Annotated in this window: 10 protein-coding genes; 5 read left to right on the top strand and 5 right to left on the bottom strand. The window is 68.3% G+C overall.

Annotated elements, in window-relative coordinates:
• Nucleotides 1-152: 152 nt before the first annotated feature.
• A complete protein-coding gene (locus RIF23_RS00595; protein ID WP_310910298.1) occupies nucleotides 153-1886 on the top strand; it encodes an alkaline phosphatase D family protein in 1734 nt (577 codons plus the stop codon).
• Between the two features lie 175 nt (nucleotides 1887-2061).
• Complete coding sequence (locus RIF23_RS00590) at nucleotides 2062-3687, top strand: long-chain fatty acid--CoA ligase (protein WP_310910297.1); 1626 nt, start codon at nucleotides 2062-2064, stop codon at nucleotides 3685-3687.
• Nucleotides 3688-3827: 140 nt separating this feature from the next.
• On the opposite strand, the gene RIF23_RS00585 is transcribed toward RIF23_RS00590, so the two are convergent.
• Nucleotides 3828-4646 (bottom strand): SAM-dependent methyltransferase, encoded by an 819-nt coding sequence (locus tag RIF23_RS00585; protein WP_310910296.1) that lies wholly within the window; start codon nucleotides 4644-4646, stop codon nucleotides 3828-3830.
• A gap of 81 nt (nucleotides 4647-4727) precedes the next feature.
• Entirely contained in the window at nucleotides 4728-5546 is an 819-nt protein-coding gene (locus RIF23_RS00580; RefSeq protein WP_310910295.1) for an SAM-dependent methyltransferase, read from the bottom strand.
• Between the two features lie 229 nt (nucleotides 5547-5775).
• Here RIF23_RS00580 and RIF23_RS00575 point away from each other — a divergent pair, with 229 nt between their 5' ends.
• The 3 genes from RIF23_RS00575 to purB all read left to right on the top strand — a co-directional run bounded on the left by RIF23_RS00575 (nucleotide 5776) and on the right by purB (nucleotide 7992).
• Nucleotides 5776-5991, top strand: a complete 216-nt coding sequence (locus RIF23_RS00575) for a hypothetical protein (protein ID WP_310910294.1) — start codon at nucleotides 5776-5778, stop codon at nucleotides 5989-5991.
• Nucleotides 5992-6209: 218 nt separating this feature from the next.
• Nucleotides 6210-6449, top strand: a complete 240-nt coding sequence (locus RIF23_RS00570) for a hypothetical protein (protein WP_310910293.1) — start codon at nucleotides 6210-6212, stop codon at nucleotides 6447-6449.
• A gap of 109 nt (nucleotides 6450-6558) precedes the next feature.
• Nucleotides 6559-7992, top strand: a complete 1434-nt coding sequence (purB, locus tag RIF23_RS00565) for an adenylosuccinate lyase (RefSeq protein WP_310910292.1) — start codon at nucleotides 6559-6561, stop codon at nucleotides 7990-7992.
• Between the two features lie 43 nt (nucleotides 7993-8035).
• On the opposite strand, the gene RIF23_RS00560 is transcribed toward purB, so the two are convergent.
• From RIF23_RS00560 to RIF23_RS00550, 3 genes are all read right to left on the bottom strand, one after another.
• Nucleotides 8036-11692 (bottom strand): hydantoinase B/oxoprolinase family protein, encoded by a 3657-nt coding sequence (locus tag RIF23_RS00560; RefSeq protein ID WP_310910291.1) that lies wholly within the window; start codon nucleotides 11690-11692, stop codon nucleotides 8036-8038.
• A gap of 574 nt (nucleotides 11693-12266) precedes the next feature.
• Complete coding sequence (locus tag RIF23_RS00555) at nucleotides 12267-12998, bottom strand: hypothetical protein (RefSeq protein ID WP_310910290.1); 732 nt, start codon at nucleotides 12996-12998, stop codon at nucleotides 12267-12269.
• 186 nt (nucleotides 12999-13184) lie between these two features.
• Nucleotides 13185-14408 carry a PucR family transcriptional regulator gene (locus tag RIF23_RS00550; RefSeq protein WP_310910289.1) on the bottom strand — a complete coding sequence of 408 codons (1224 nt, stop codon included), beginning with the start codon at nucleotides 14406-14408 and terminating at the stop codon, nucleotides 13185-13187.
• Nucleotides 14409-14479 lie beyond the last annotated feature (71 nt).

Genomic DNA, 14479 nt, shown 5'->3' with positions numbered 1-14479 from the left:
CGGTCCCTTCCCGTGCCGACGCGGCACAACCGCAATGGCTCCACCACACGGCCGTGCGGTATTGAATGGGGAGGTGGGGTGGTGATCAGGGTCGATCAGGGCGCTGTGCCGCCCCGGCCCGAGACTCCCGGACGAGACACGGAGCGTATCCAGTGAGCGTCGAACTACGGCTTGGTCCCATGCTGCGCCACGTGACGGAGTCCAGTGCAACCGTGTGGGTCGAGACCGACACCCCGGGCACCGTGACGGTCATCGCGGGACACGGGCACACTGAGCGGCGGGCCAGCACCGAGACGTTCACCGTGCACGGGCACCATTTCGCCCTGTGCGACCTGGACGGGCTCCCCTCGGGGCACGCCCTGCCCTATCGGGTTCTGCTCGACGACACTCAGGTGTGGCCGCAGCCCGGGGCGGTCCATCCACCAAGCCTGATCCGCACACTGGACCCGGATGCCCCCGTCCGGATCGCATTCGGTTCGTGTCATCGCGCGGCGCCCCACACCACCGAGACGGACACGGTCCTTGGTGTGGACATGCTGCGCTCCTACGCCGCGCGTCTGGCCCGTGAGCGGTCTGTGGACGGCGCCCCGTCCACGCCCGTCTACGGAGAACCCAGTGTGCTGCTCCTGCTTGGCGACCAGGTCTACGCCGACGAAGTGACCGAGGGGATGCAGGCCTTCCTCCAGCAGCGCCGTGCCGCGGCCACGCCGGAACGGCGACAGGCCGATCCGCCGGCGGACGAGGTGGTCTTCTTCGACGAATACGCGGAGCTGTACCGGCAGGCCTGGTCCGACCCGGACCTGCGGTGGCTGCTGTCCACCGTGCCCACCCTGATGCTGTTCGACGACCACGACGTGCGCGACGACTGGAACACCTCGGGAAGCTGGCGCCAGAACATCGCGGAACAGCCCTGGTGGCGGTCACGGATCACCTCCGGCCTCGGGGCTTACTGGGTGTACCAGCATCTCGGGAATCTGTCGGCCAAGGATCGTGACGCCGACCCGGTACTCAGCTCCGTGCACCGAACCGAGGGTGACGCGGCGGCAGTCGTGGACGAGTTCGCCTGGCGGGCGCACGAGCTACCGGGAAGCTATCAGTGGAGCTACCGGTTCGATATTGCCAACAGTCGGGTGCTGATGTTGGACACCCGATGCGGGCGCATCGTCGACAACGACGCCCACCGCACGATGCAGGACCCAGACACCGAGGCCTGGCTCGCTGCGCAGCTCACCGGAGATGTCGATCATCTGATCCTGGCGAGTTCGCTACCGTTTCTCCTGCCCACCGGGGTGCACTACCTCGAGGCGTGGAACGAGGCCGTGTGCGCGGGACGGTGGGGTGCTGGCCTCAGGGGGACCGGCGAGCGACTCCGCCAGGCCTTCGACCTGGAGCACTGGCCCGCGTTCCATGCCTCCTTCCAGTGGATGTCTGACGCCGTCCTCGACCTGGCCTCGGGGCAGCGTGGCCCGGCTCCGGCCAGTGTGCTCTTCCTCGGCGGGGATGTGCACTTCTCCTACCTCGCCACGGCCTATCCGCGCCAGACCGTGGGCGGTGTGGCGCCGATCGTGCAGCTGGTGTGCTCCCCGACGCGGAACCGCCTGCCGACCAAGCTGCGCTGGGCTACCTGGCTTGCGGCGCGACGAATCACCGGCTGGTGCACCGCCCTGATGGCTCGCCTGGCCGGGGTCGGCGCACCGGCGCTGCGGTGGCGTATCGAGGACGGGCCACACTATGAGAACACTGTGGCGACCCTGGTATTGCGGGGGCGTTCGGCCGAGGTGTACTGGGAACACCCGGCGCTGCCCGGGACAACCGGAGCGCCCGCCACCTCCGCACGTCCGGGGTCCGAGGTTCGGGAACTCACGCACCACACCCTGACCGATTAGCGCACACGTGGTGGGGTGCCCGAGCCCCAGGGCGACAACCGCCGCGGAGGAGCGCGCCTCGGAACGCTCGGGCAACCACCTTTTGTGACTCGCCAGTAACTTTTCTGGTCTTCCCATACCGAACAGTCGCCTCCTAATCTCGTGATGTCCGTCACTTGGAGGAGGGCTCACGGCTATGCGCAGCACCATGCAGGATCACCCACTGAACCTCGGCGACCTCGTGCGCTACGGCACCAGCACGCACGGCGCCGCCCAGGTCGTCACCTGGACCGGTGGGGAACCTCGGCGCACCACCTATGCGGAAGTCGGGCGGCGCGCGGCGCAGCTGGCGCACGCCCTGCGGAGTTTGGGTGTGACCGGGGACCAGCGGGTGGCCACGTTCCAGTGGAACAACCAGGAGCACCTGGAGGCGTACCTGGCCGTTCCTGCCATGGGCGCGGTGCTGCACACCCTGAACATCCGGCTTCCCGCGGAACAGCTGGTCTACATCGCCAACCACGCCGAGGATCACGTCATTATCGTCGACGCGACCCTGGTCCCGCTCCTGGCCCCGCTCCTGGGGCAGCTGCGGACCGTACAGCACGTCATCGTGGCTGGCGGGGATCCGGGAGACGCCCTCGACGGTGCCGCGGTCCAGGTGCACCGCTACGACGACCTTCTGTCCTCCCAACCGACAGAGTTCGACTGGCCCGTTGTTGACGAACGGGACGCCGCCGCCATGTGCTATACCTCCGGCACGACCGGGGATCCGAAGGGAGTGGTCTACAGCCACCGGTCCATCTGGCTGCACTCCATGCAGGTCGCCATGACTGACGGTATGGGCCTCACCCAGGCGGACTACGTCCTGGCGATTGTCCCCATGTTTCACGCCATGTCCTGGGGCCTGCCCTACGCAGCCCTGATGATCGGCAGTTCGACGTTGATGCCGGACCGGTTCCTGCAACCCGAACCGCTGGTCGACATGACCGTGGCAGAACGGCCAACCGCGGCGGCGGCGGTCCCCACCATCTGGCAGGGCGTCCTCGCCGAGCTGGACGCCCGTCCCCGCGACATCTCCACGCTGCGCCAGGTGATCGTGGGAGGATCCACCTGTCCCCCGAGCCTGATGCGCGCCTTCGAGGAACGGCACAACGTCCCGATCCTGCACGCCTGGGGAATGACCGAAACGTCCCCTCTGGGTAGCGTGGCCCATGCCCCCGGGGGCACCACCGGCGACGAGGCCTGGCGCTACCGCATCACCCAGGGACGACTTCCGGCCTCCGTGCAGGCGCGCCTGATCGGCTCCGATGGCGCGCAGGTCCCCTGGGACGGCACGAGCGTCGGCGAACTTGAGGTCCGCGGCCCCTGGATCGCCGGCGGCTACTACCAGGTGGAGGCCGGGGACAAGTTCCACGACGGCTGGCTGCGCACCGGGGACGTGGGAACGTTGACCCCGGACGGTTTCCTCACGCTCACCGACAGAGCCAAGGACGTCATCAAGTCCGGCGGCGAGTGGATCTCCTCGGTCGACATCGAAAACGAGGTCATGGCGCATCCCGCCGTCGCCGAAGCCGCGGTCATCGCTGTCCCCGACCCGCGATGGGACGAACGTCCGCTGGTCTCGGTGGTCGTCGCCGAGGGCGAGTCGGTGGACGCCACACAGCTACGTTCCTTCCTCGCCGACCGCCTTCCCAAGTGGCAACTTCCCGAGTACTGGACCTTCCTGGACGAGGTTCCCAAGACCAGCGTCGGCAAGTTCGACAAGAAGGTGCTACGCGCCCGCCACGCCGACGGGGACCTGACCGTCACCGAGGCCCGCTGAGCCAGAACGGGCACCACCCGTGCCCGCATCGGCCACCGCCGTTCCCCTGTCCTGGCCGATGCGGGCACCACTAGGGGCCGCAGGCCACGAGCCCCTCCCCGGTTCCCGGTCGGGCGGCGCAGCCCTGCGTACGGGGCTGCTTACGGCTTGCGGCCCACGGCGCAGTAGAACGGCAGATCCCGATCGGTGTGCGCCGTCTGCGGTGTGGGTCGCCACTGGGGCAGCGAGACGAGCCCGGGGTCCAGCAGATCCACACCCGCGAAGAGCTCCCGCACCGCGGACTGGGACCGCACTGTCACCGGCGTGGCCCCACTGTCGTTCCACAGGCGCATAGCCTGGTCCATCACGGTTCCGGTGAGCGGGTGTGTCATGGCGAGCAGGCTGCCGGGAGCCAGATCCCCAAGCAACCGCTCCACGATGGAACGGGCCTCCGCATCGTCCGGAATGAACTCCATGATTCCCAGCAGCGTCACCAGTACCGGCTGCCCCAGATCTAGGGTCCGTGCGGCCGCGTTGAGGATCCGTTCGGGGTCGCGGAGGTCCGCGTCGACATAGTCCGTCGCGCCCTGCTCGGTGCTGGTCAGCAACGCCCGGGCGTGCACCAGAACGATGGGATCGTTGTCGACGTAGACCACACGTGCGGCCGGATCGAGCCGCTGGGCGACCTCGTGAGTGTTGTTCGCGGTGGGAACGCCCGTACCGATGTCGAGGAAGTGACTGATCCCTGCGGACGTGACCGCGTGGCTGACCACGCGTGCGAGGAACTCGCGGTCGGCGCGGACGATGGGGATCCAGTCCGGTATGGCCGCGGACAACTGGTCACCGGCCGCCCGATCGGCGGCGAAGTTGTCCTTTCCACCGAGCCAGTAGTCCCACACCCGCGCCGGGTGCGCCACTTTGGAGTTCAGCTCGGGCGGAAAGTCGGGATCGGAGTCGATCCAGCGTGGCGATTGGCTCATACGGGCTTCCTACGGTCGGGGGGTGACCGCAGCCAATCTTAGAGGGCCCGACGAGGATGGTGACCACGGGCTGCCGCCACGTCACCGCGTGCGGGCCACGACGCCGACGAAGGGCAGGTCCCGCCCCCGGTACTGCGTGTCCGGGGCGGGACGCCACTCCGGGAGGGGGACCAGCCCCGGCTCGAGGATGTCCATGCCGCTCAGTAGCTCGGTGATCTCCGCCTCGGTTCGGGCCCGCGCCGGGACGGTGCTGCGGAGGTTCCATCGGCGCAATGCCTCGTCCATGGCCGGGCTGCGCAGGGGGTGGGCCACGGCCACGTAGCTCCCCGACGGAACCGCCTCGGTGAGCCGGAGTAGGGCGGATCGAGCCTCCTGCTGGTCAGGTAGGAACTCCAGCACCGCGAGGAGGGTGAGTCCCACCGGCTGGGTACGATCCACGCCCGCGGATTCCATCAAGGATCGGGGACTGCGCAGGTCGGCCTGCACGCAGTCCACACGCCCCTGGGTGCCGCCACGCAGGAGCGCACGCGCGTGCGCGAGCACCAGGGGATCGTTGTCGACATAACACACCTGGGCCGTGGACCGGATCGCCTGGGCAACCTCGTGGACGTTGGGAGAGGTTGGGATGCCCGCGCCGATGTCCACGATCTGGTGCAGGCGGGCATCAGTCATGAAGAAGCGCACCACCCGGATCAGGAACTCCCGGTCGGCCCGGGCGAGATCGCCCCACTGCGGGAGGACGTCCAGGAGCAACTCCGCGGTCTCACGGTCGGCGGCGAAGTTGTCCTTGCCGCCAAGCCAGTAGTCCCACACCCGCGCCGGGTGCGGGCTTCTCGCTCTGATCTCCGGGGGTGTCTCCGCCGCACCGGCGGAGCGCATCCAGTCCGGTGTCCTGGCCATACGGGTCTCTCTTCAGTACTCGCCACCTTCGTGCAGCGCCAGCCTAGGGATGTCCGGGGTCATGTCGACAGGCCCCGGACCCGGTCCCGACAAAACTGACCACTTCCGGCCGAACCACCCCCGTCGTTCATGCGTCGCCGCCACGCCACCGCAGTGCTAGTTGCATAAAGTCATATCTTCGATACTCTTCGTAGTGGCCATTGGGTCATCCGGAAAAGGAGTTCTCGACATGCGCAAATTCCTCGCGGTAGGCGCCCTCGCCTTCGCCAGCACCTTCGCACTCGCCCCGGCCGCACACGCCGGCGACGGCGACACCTACGCCGTGATCAACGGGGATGTGGCCAGCAAGTGGTGCGCCCTGCCCTGGAACTGGGAAGGCCCGGGGACGATCGCCTCACTGACCGGGCCCTACTCCGCATGCATCGACGGGGACGTCAAGCAGTAACGCCCCCGCCCGCCCTGGCACGCGGCCGCCATGGGGGCACATACAGCGCGCCGCGGCGTCCGCGCTCCGGCGGAACAAGAGGGCACCCGGCGAGCGAGCACCTACCGGTGACCGATCCGGACACGCCCTGTAAACCTCAAAACTACATAGAGCACTGGACTATGAGCAATACGTCAGCACGCACTTCGGGTGCTGGTGCACACGAAAGGACACCATTCATGCTCCGTAAGACCCTGGCTGTCACGGCTCTGGCTTTCGCCGGGACCTTCGCCTTCGCACCCGCGGCCAGCGCCTACGATTACGACTACGCCGACGGCGGCGGCGACACCTACGCGGTGATCAACGGTGACGTTCTCAGTGAGCTGTGCGCGGCCCCGTGGAACTGGGAGGGTCCGCTGAACATCCTCACGGCCAGCGGCCCCTACGCGGCCTGCATCAAGGGTGACGTCGACCAGTAGCGTCAACCGTCAGGTCGGCAACGAACCCGCCGCGGCCGGTATGACCCGTTCGGTCATACCGGCCGTTTCCGTCGCCACCGGCCGTCGCGGCCCGCTAGGCTGGAGAATCGTGACTTCCGCACCGCAGATTCCCGACGTCCTGGCCACGCGCTACGCCTCGTCCACGCTCACCGAGCTGTGGTCGCCAGCCCACAAGGTCGTCCTGGAGCGCCGGCTCTGGATCGCGGTACTGCGGGCCCAGGCCCAACTCGGAGTGGATGTTCCCGACGCCGCGATCCGCGACTACGAGAGCGTCGTGGAGCGGGTCGACCTCGCCTCCATCGCCGAGCGGGAGCGGGTGACCCGCCATGACGTCAAGGCTCGCATCGAGGAATTCAACGCGCTGGCCGGGCACGAGTACGCCCACACGGGGATGACCTCACGCGACCTCACCGAGAACGTCGAACAGCTCCAGGTGCGGTCCAGCCTGTGTCATGTGCGGGACCGCTGCGTGGCGCTGCTGGACCGACTCGCCCGCCGGGCCACGGAACACACCGACACGGTGCTGCCCGGCCGCTCCCACAACGTCGCCGCCCAGGCGACAACCCTCGGCAAGCGGTTCGCCACCGCCGCGGACGAACTACTGATCGCCTACACCCGGCTCGACGAGCTGATCTCTCGATACCCACTGCGCGGGATCAAAGGACCGGTGGGCACCGCACAGGACATGCTGGACCTGCTGGGAGGGGACTCTGCGCCACTCGCCGAGCTGGAGCGCCGTGTAGCACAGCATCTCGGTTTCGATCAGGTCCTGCGAAGCGTGGGCCAGGTCTATCCCCGCTCCCTGGACCACGAGGTCCTCACCGCGCTGGTACAGCTGGCCGCAGCCCCCTCCAGTCTGGCGACGACGATCCGCCTGATGGCCGGCCACGACGCGGTCACCGAGGGGTTCCGGCCGGGGCAGGTCGGATCGAGCGCGATGCCGCACAAGATGAATACCCGCTCCTGTGAACGGGTCAACGGGCTGGCCGTCGTCCTGCGGGGCTATGCGGGGATGACCGCCGAGCTGGCGGGACAACAGTGGAACGAGGGCGATGTGTCCTGTTCCGTGGTCCGCCGGGTGGCGCTGCCGGACGCCTTTTTCGCGCTGGACGGGCTGTTGGAGACCATGCTCACGGTGCTCGACGAGTTCGGCGCCTTCCCCGCCGTGTTGGACCGCGAGTTGGAGCGTTATCTGCCCTTCCTCGCAACCACGAAGGTGCTCATGGCAGCCGTGCGCAAAGGGGTCGGGCGGGAGACGGCCCACGAGGCGATCAAGGAGCACGCGGTCGCTGCCGCCCTCGCCCTGCGGGAGCAGGGCTCGGGCGACAACGAGCTCTTGGGCAGACTCGCGCGGGATCCGCGGCTTCCCCTCGACCGTGCCGAGTTGGACGCCCTGCTCGCCGACCGGATGTCCTTCACGGGAGCGGCGGCGGACCAGGTGACCGCCGTCAGTCGAACCGTCGGCGAGATCGTGGCCGCACATCCGCAGGCCGCGGCCTACTCGCCCGAGGCGATCCTGTAGCGCTGCGCCCCCCACCGTCCCGCCCCGTCCATGGTCGAGCGGGTCAGGATCCGTCTGGCGGCACGGATGGGGGTTGCCCGAATCCGCCCCCACCGGGGGTTTCGATTATCAGGACGTCGTCGACCCGAACCTCCACCGAGTCACAACCGGCCAGCTCGACCCGGCTGCCATCCGCACGCTCCACCACGTTTCGCCCCAGCGCCCCCGGGTTCCCGCCAGCCATACCGTACGGTGCGATACGACGATGCCCGGAGAGGGTACTGAGCGTCATCGGCTCCAGGAAACGAAGTCGGCGCAGCCCACCGTCTCCCCCGCGCCACCGCCCGGCACCACCGCTTCCGGAGCGAATCCGGAATTCCTCCAGCCGAACGGGCAGCCGCCACTCCAGAACCTCGGGGTCGGTGAGTCGCGAGTTGGTCATGTGTGTCTGCACCACCGAGGCGCCACAGAATCCCGCCCCAGCACCGGCCCCGGAACCGATCGTCTCGTAGTACTGGTGGTTGGCGTTGCCGAAGGTGACGTTGTTCATCGTCCCCGAGCCCTCCGCCTGAATCCCTAGCGCGGCGTACAGAGCCCCGGTCACCGCCTGGGAGGTCTCGACGTTCCCGGCGACCACCGCTGCCGGATAGTCCGGGGCCAGCATGGATCCCGGCGGGATCACCAGCCGCAACGGTTTGAGGCAACCGTCGTTGAGCGGAATGTCGTCGGCGACGAGCGTCCGAAACACGTAGAGGACCGCCGCGGTGGCCACAGAGGAGGGCGCGTTGAAGTTGGTGTCGAGTTGCGCGGAGGTGCCGGTGAAGTCGACGGTGGCGCTCCGACGGGCACGGTCCACACTGATACGCACGGCGATCACCGCCCCAGAGTCCATCTCGTAGGTGTAGGCGCCGTCATCGAGGGCGTCAATCACCTTCCGTACGGATTCCTCGGCGTTGTCTTGGACGTGACGCATGTAGGCGAGTACCACGTCCAGCCCGAAGTGCTCGATCATCGCATCGACTTCGGCAACGCCTTTGGCGTTCGCTGCGATCTGGGCCCGCAGGTCGGCGAGGTTGACCTCGGGGGAACGCGACGGGTGACGGGCTCCCGTCAGCAGTTCTCGCGTCTCGGTCTCCCGAAACTGCCCGTCCCGCGCCAGCAGCCAGTTGTCGAACAGCACCCCCTCCTCGTGTACTTCCCGACTGTGCGCCGGCATCGATCCGGGCGTCACCCCACCGATCTCGGCGTGGTGACCACGGGAGGCCACATAGAACAGCACCTGGGCGCCAGGTCCGTCGAATACCGGCGTGACCACGGTGATGTCGGGGAGGTGGGTTCCTCCGTGGTAAGGGTCGTTGACGGCGTAGACGTCGCCGGGCCGCATGCTCCCGGTGTTGCGCCGGATCACCTCCTGCACGGTGGTTCCCATGGAACCGAGGTGCACCGGCATGTGTGGCGCGTTCGCAATAAGGTTGCCGTCCGGATCAAACAGGGCGCAGGAAAAGTCCAGGCGCTGTTTGATGTTGACGGACTGGGCGGTCTGTTCGAGCCGTGCTCCCATCTGTTCGGCGATCGACATGAACAGATTGTTGAACACCTCGAGGAGTACCGGGTCCGGGCGCGTGCCGGCCTCGGCTGCGTCGTCGGCTCTGGCCCGCACCCGGTCCATCCGCAGGAACCCATCGACCGATGCCTCGGGCAGATACGCCTCCCACCCCTCGGCCACCACGGTGGTGGCCTGCTCCTCCACAATCAACGCGGGGCCCCGTACACGGTGACCAGCCCGCAGCTGCCCGCGGTGGTGCAACGACACCGAGTGCCACCGCCCATGGCTGTAGATGCTCCCGCGCGTGGGGATCGCGGGCACTCCTCCACCACCCACGGGGCTGGCCGCGACGGTGGTCTCGGCGTGACGGGTGAGATCCGGCTGCTCCGTGTGGCCGATCGCCTCCACGGTCACCGCCTCGACCACGAGCCCACGTTCCAGGAGAAACGAGTAGGTGCGGCGATGCGCCGCCTCGAACTCCGCCACTATGGACGCATAGTCACCCAGAGTGACCGCGACTGGGGTGTCGGTTCCGTCGTAACGGATCTGGGCGCGCCACACCGCATCACTGTGTTCGGGCAGGACCCCCTCCGCCACGAGCTCGGCCCGGGTGTGGTTCTCCAGCTCGGAGGCGATCGACCGGAGGGTCGGCATGAGTTCGGGGGTCAACGGGCGCTCCACCGACTGTTCCCGCAGGGCCGCCGTGTCGGCCAGCCCCATTCCCAGCGCGGACAGCACTCCTGCCATCGGCGGCACCAGGACAGTACGGATGCCCAGGGAGTCGGCCACCGCACAGGCATGCTGTCCACCGGCGCCACCGAAGGTGGTCAGAGCATAGGTGGTGACGTCGTGCCCCTTCTGCACCGAGATGCGCTTGACAGCATTGGCCATGTTGAGCACGGCGATCCGCAGGAAGCCTTCGGCCACCTGTTCGGCGCTGCGTTCCACCCCCGTGTGTGCAGTGATCGAGTGGGCCAGTTCCCCGAATCGTCGCCGTACCAAGGCCGAATCGAGCGGCTGGTCGCCGTGCGGGCCGAACACGTGCGGAAAGTGGTCGGGCTGGATGCGGCCCAGCATCACGTTGGCGTCGGTCACGGTGAGGGGGCCACCATTGCGGTAACAGCTCGGGCCGGGGTTAGCCCCAGCGGACCCCGGCCCCACCCGCAGCCGGCTACCGTCGAAATGCAGCACGGATCCCCCACCGGCAGCGACCGTGTGAATGTCCAACATGGGGGCGCGCAGACGCGCTCCGGAGACCTGGGTGTACAGGACGCGTTCGAAGGAACCGGCGTAGTGCGAAACGTCGGTGGACGTCCCGCCCATGTCGAATCCAATGACATGCTCGAAGCCCGCCATACGGGACATGCGGGCCATACCGACAATGCCCCCGGCGGGACCGGACAGGATCGCATCCTTGCCGCGGAACTGATGCGCGTCGGTCAGGCCCCCGTTGGACTGCATGAACATCAGCCGCACACCGCTCGTTGCCGTGGCGACATCGTCGACGTAGCGCTGGAGCACCGGGGACAGGTAGGCGTCCACGACCGTGGTGTCCCCCCGAGGCACCAGCTTCATCAGCGGACTGACCTCGCTGGAGACGGAGATCTGCGTGAAGCCGATCCGACGCGCGACGGCAGCGAGGAGACGTTCGTGCTCGGGGTACTGGTGGCTGTGCATAAGCACGATGGCCACAGCCCGAGCCCCGGCCGCATAGGACGCCTGGAGATCCGCGGCGACACGCTCCAGGTCGGGGACGCGCAACGGGGTACCGTCCGCCGCCATCCGCTCGTCCACCTCCACCACCTGCCGGTACAGCATCTCGGGAAGCTGGATGTGGCGGTCGAAAATCTCGGGCCGGTCCTGGTAGGCGATTCGGAGCGCGTCCGCGAACCCACGGGTAGTTACCAGCACCGTGGGTTCGCCGGTGCGCTCGAGGAGGGCGTTGGTCGCAACGGTCGTTCCCATCCGCACCACTTCGATCTGGCCGGCTGGAACGGCGACGTCGGGGTGGAGGCCCAGCAACTGCCGAATTCCGGCCACCGCGGCGTCGCGGTAGTGCCCCGGGTTCTCGGACAGGAGCTTATGAGTCACCAGGTGACCATCGGGGCGCCGAGCGACGATGTCGGTGAACGTGCCACCACGATCTACCCAGAACTGCCATCCCCGCTCGGTCACACCACACCTCTTCCCTGGATGCCCTGGTCGTTTCGCGACCACAACCGGTGAGCAGCCTCACTCCGCGCCCGCGCCCCACGCGTTGTTGAACAATCCTTGCCGAGGACCACAGCTGCGGAACGTGACGGCCACATCCCGCAACCCCCACTATGCCGGCAGGGGGACGGGGATGCCCGGTCATTGGTTCGATTCGGGGATTGTGAGTGCCGGCCACGCTCCGACCTGCCGGTTCACGCGCAGGGCAACACGGGAAGTGAACGCGGCAGTGCCAACCCAGCCAGCCCAGCCAGCCCAGCCAATACGCCAGCAGAACCGACGACCGCAGCGGAGGCACCGGGCTGGGGCCGACCTTCCGGCACCGCCACACGCCCCGTGGACGTTTCAACCAGCCTCGGCGTGGCACCGAGATTCGGGAAACGCCGCCAGAGCGTGGACGGGGCCGTAGCCGAGAGAGGCCGGAATCCGGCTGAGCGGCCAGCACAGGGACGCTGCGCTTCCACCCGGAAGTGACCACGCCGTCCGCTGGAACGTCCCGCAACGACCGCAGGACCGGGAGCGGGGACCCGGCGCCACCTCAGTCCCGGCGCACCCGCACCCGACCAGTCCGGCCGGGGCCCGGGCGCCGCGGCCCTCCCGGGACGGGGCGGCTGGCCCCGGCCGGGCGCCGGATCGGTGGCCGCGCCAGATGGCTACGCCGCGCCGATCCACCCGAGTCCTGCGCTGCGCCACCGGCTGGAGTTCCGGCTGGTTCCGCTCCCCCGTGCCCGGGCAGCGATGCGAACTGATCACGCCGCCGGCCGGGCCGAACCTCCGGTGCGGGCTCGGCCAGTGCGGCCCACAGCTGCGCCTGCGCGCCCCAGGACTCCATGCTCTGCCGCGCCCGGGAGATGTTGTGGTACGACGGCAGGGCCAACAGCAGCTGGGGCCACGCGAGCACGAGCGCCGCCACGTAGGGCGCCAACCCACCGCTGGTCACGGCCGCAACGCCCCCGGTGGCCAGGGCCGCCAGCGGCAGGGCGATCCGCAGGCGTGTGACCTGCTGGTAGCGATGCAGGGAACGTCGCACTGACGCGCGGGTGGATAGCCCCTCCGGCAGGGGTGGGGGCTGCATGATCAGGCACATCAACAGTGAGGCCACGCTCACCGAGACACTTACCAAGACCAGCCAGCCCGCCGCTGCCCAGCTTGCGGACACAGCGATCGTGATGGGAACCAGGGCCGCCAACGGCACTGGCAGAAACACCAGCACAACCCGACGTAGATAACCGGCCATGGTCGGTTCCCGGAATGCCCGAACCTGGCCCACAATCCAGGTACCTATGGATCGGACTACCGAAACTACCGACACATCAACCACGATGTCATCTCCCCGAAAATTCGGCCCCGTTACCGCACTGGCCACCCTATCGTCACAGATGGCCAGCAAAGCATCTCACTGTGAACAAGGACGCCGCGGTGCAGATCGGGGTTCACATCCCCGCCCCGCCAGGCCTCAGCCAGTGGTCTCCTGCCCGGAGAGGCGGCCCAGCGCCACGGCGACCCGCAACGCGAACGAACCACGCCCATCCGTCGGGGCGTATCCGGTGAGGTCGGCGATCCGGCCCAGCCGGTATCGAACGGTGTTGGGATGTACGAACAACATGCGTGCCGTGGCTTCCAGGGAACTGGCGTGTTCCAGATAGACCGTCAGCGTCTCCAACAGCGGGGAACCTGCGCTCCGCAACGGAAGGTACACCTCACGCACCAGCTCCTGGCCGGCGCTGTCTTCCCCGGCCAGCGCACGTTCCGGCAGCAGGTCCTGGGCCAGTACGGGCCGGGGAGCATCCGGCCAGGCCACGGCTGCCCGCAGGCCACTGACCGCGACGCGCGCCGAGGAGGCCGCGGAGTGCAGGTCCGGTACCGGCGGTCCCACCACAATCGGCCCCGGAGCGTAGGCTCCGGCCAGGGTGCCGGCGACCCGTAGTGGATCCTCGGCCCCCTGGACTTTGGCGTTCACCCCCAGGACGACAATGAGCCGTTCCCCCTGCATGCCGGCCAGGACGTCATGCCCCTGCCGGCGTGCGAGTCGACGAACCTCGTCCATCAGCGTGGTTTCCGGTTGGGCCTCCGGACGGTATCCCGCAACCACGATGACGGGAGAATGCGACCAGCTCAGCGCGGTTCCCCAGGTCGCCAATCCCTCCTCGCCATCCCCGTGCAGGAGCGCGTCCACAACCAGGGCCTCCAAGCGAGCGTCCCAAGCACCGCGCGCCTCCGCGGCACGCGCGTACACCTTGGCCGTGCTGAAGGCAACCTCGCGCGTGTAGCGCAGCATGGCCTCCCGCAGCTGCTGCTCCCCGCCGGGGGCCGCCAGCTCACCCACGCGCGCCTCGGCCGTATCCACGACCAGCCGAACCATCTCCACGGTCTGTTGCAGGGACACGGAACGGGTGAGCTCACGCGGTGCCGTGCCGTAGACCTCCACTGTGATGGCCGGTCGCCCCCGATTGGGGTCCTTGAACCAGTCGACGAACGCCGCAACCGCGGACTGGGCCACCAGACCCACCCAGGAACGGTCCTCGGCGGACATCGCCCGAAACCAGGACAGGCGTTCCTCCATGCGCGCCACCGCGGCCGTACCGAGTTCGCCCATCGCCCGCTCCAGGCGCCGCGCCGTCTCCGCCCGCAGGTGCTCGTCCTCGGGGTCGGGTGTCGTCTGGCCAGGATCTGTGCTCATCACTCTCCAGATTGACACCCCTGGTGCGTCCAGCGCGACCGCAGGTCACTCCCGGACGGTGGGATTTGTAT

This window comes from Lipingzhangella rawalii (assembly GCF_031628175.1).
Classification (GTDB): domain Bacteria; phylum Actinomycetota; class Actinomycetes; order Streptosporangiales; family Streptosporangiaceae; genus Lipingzhangella_A; species Lipingzhangella_A rawalii.
This window is presented reverse-complemented; position numbering and strand designations above follow the sequence as displayed.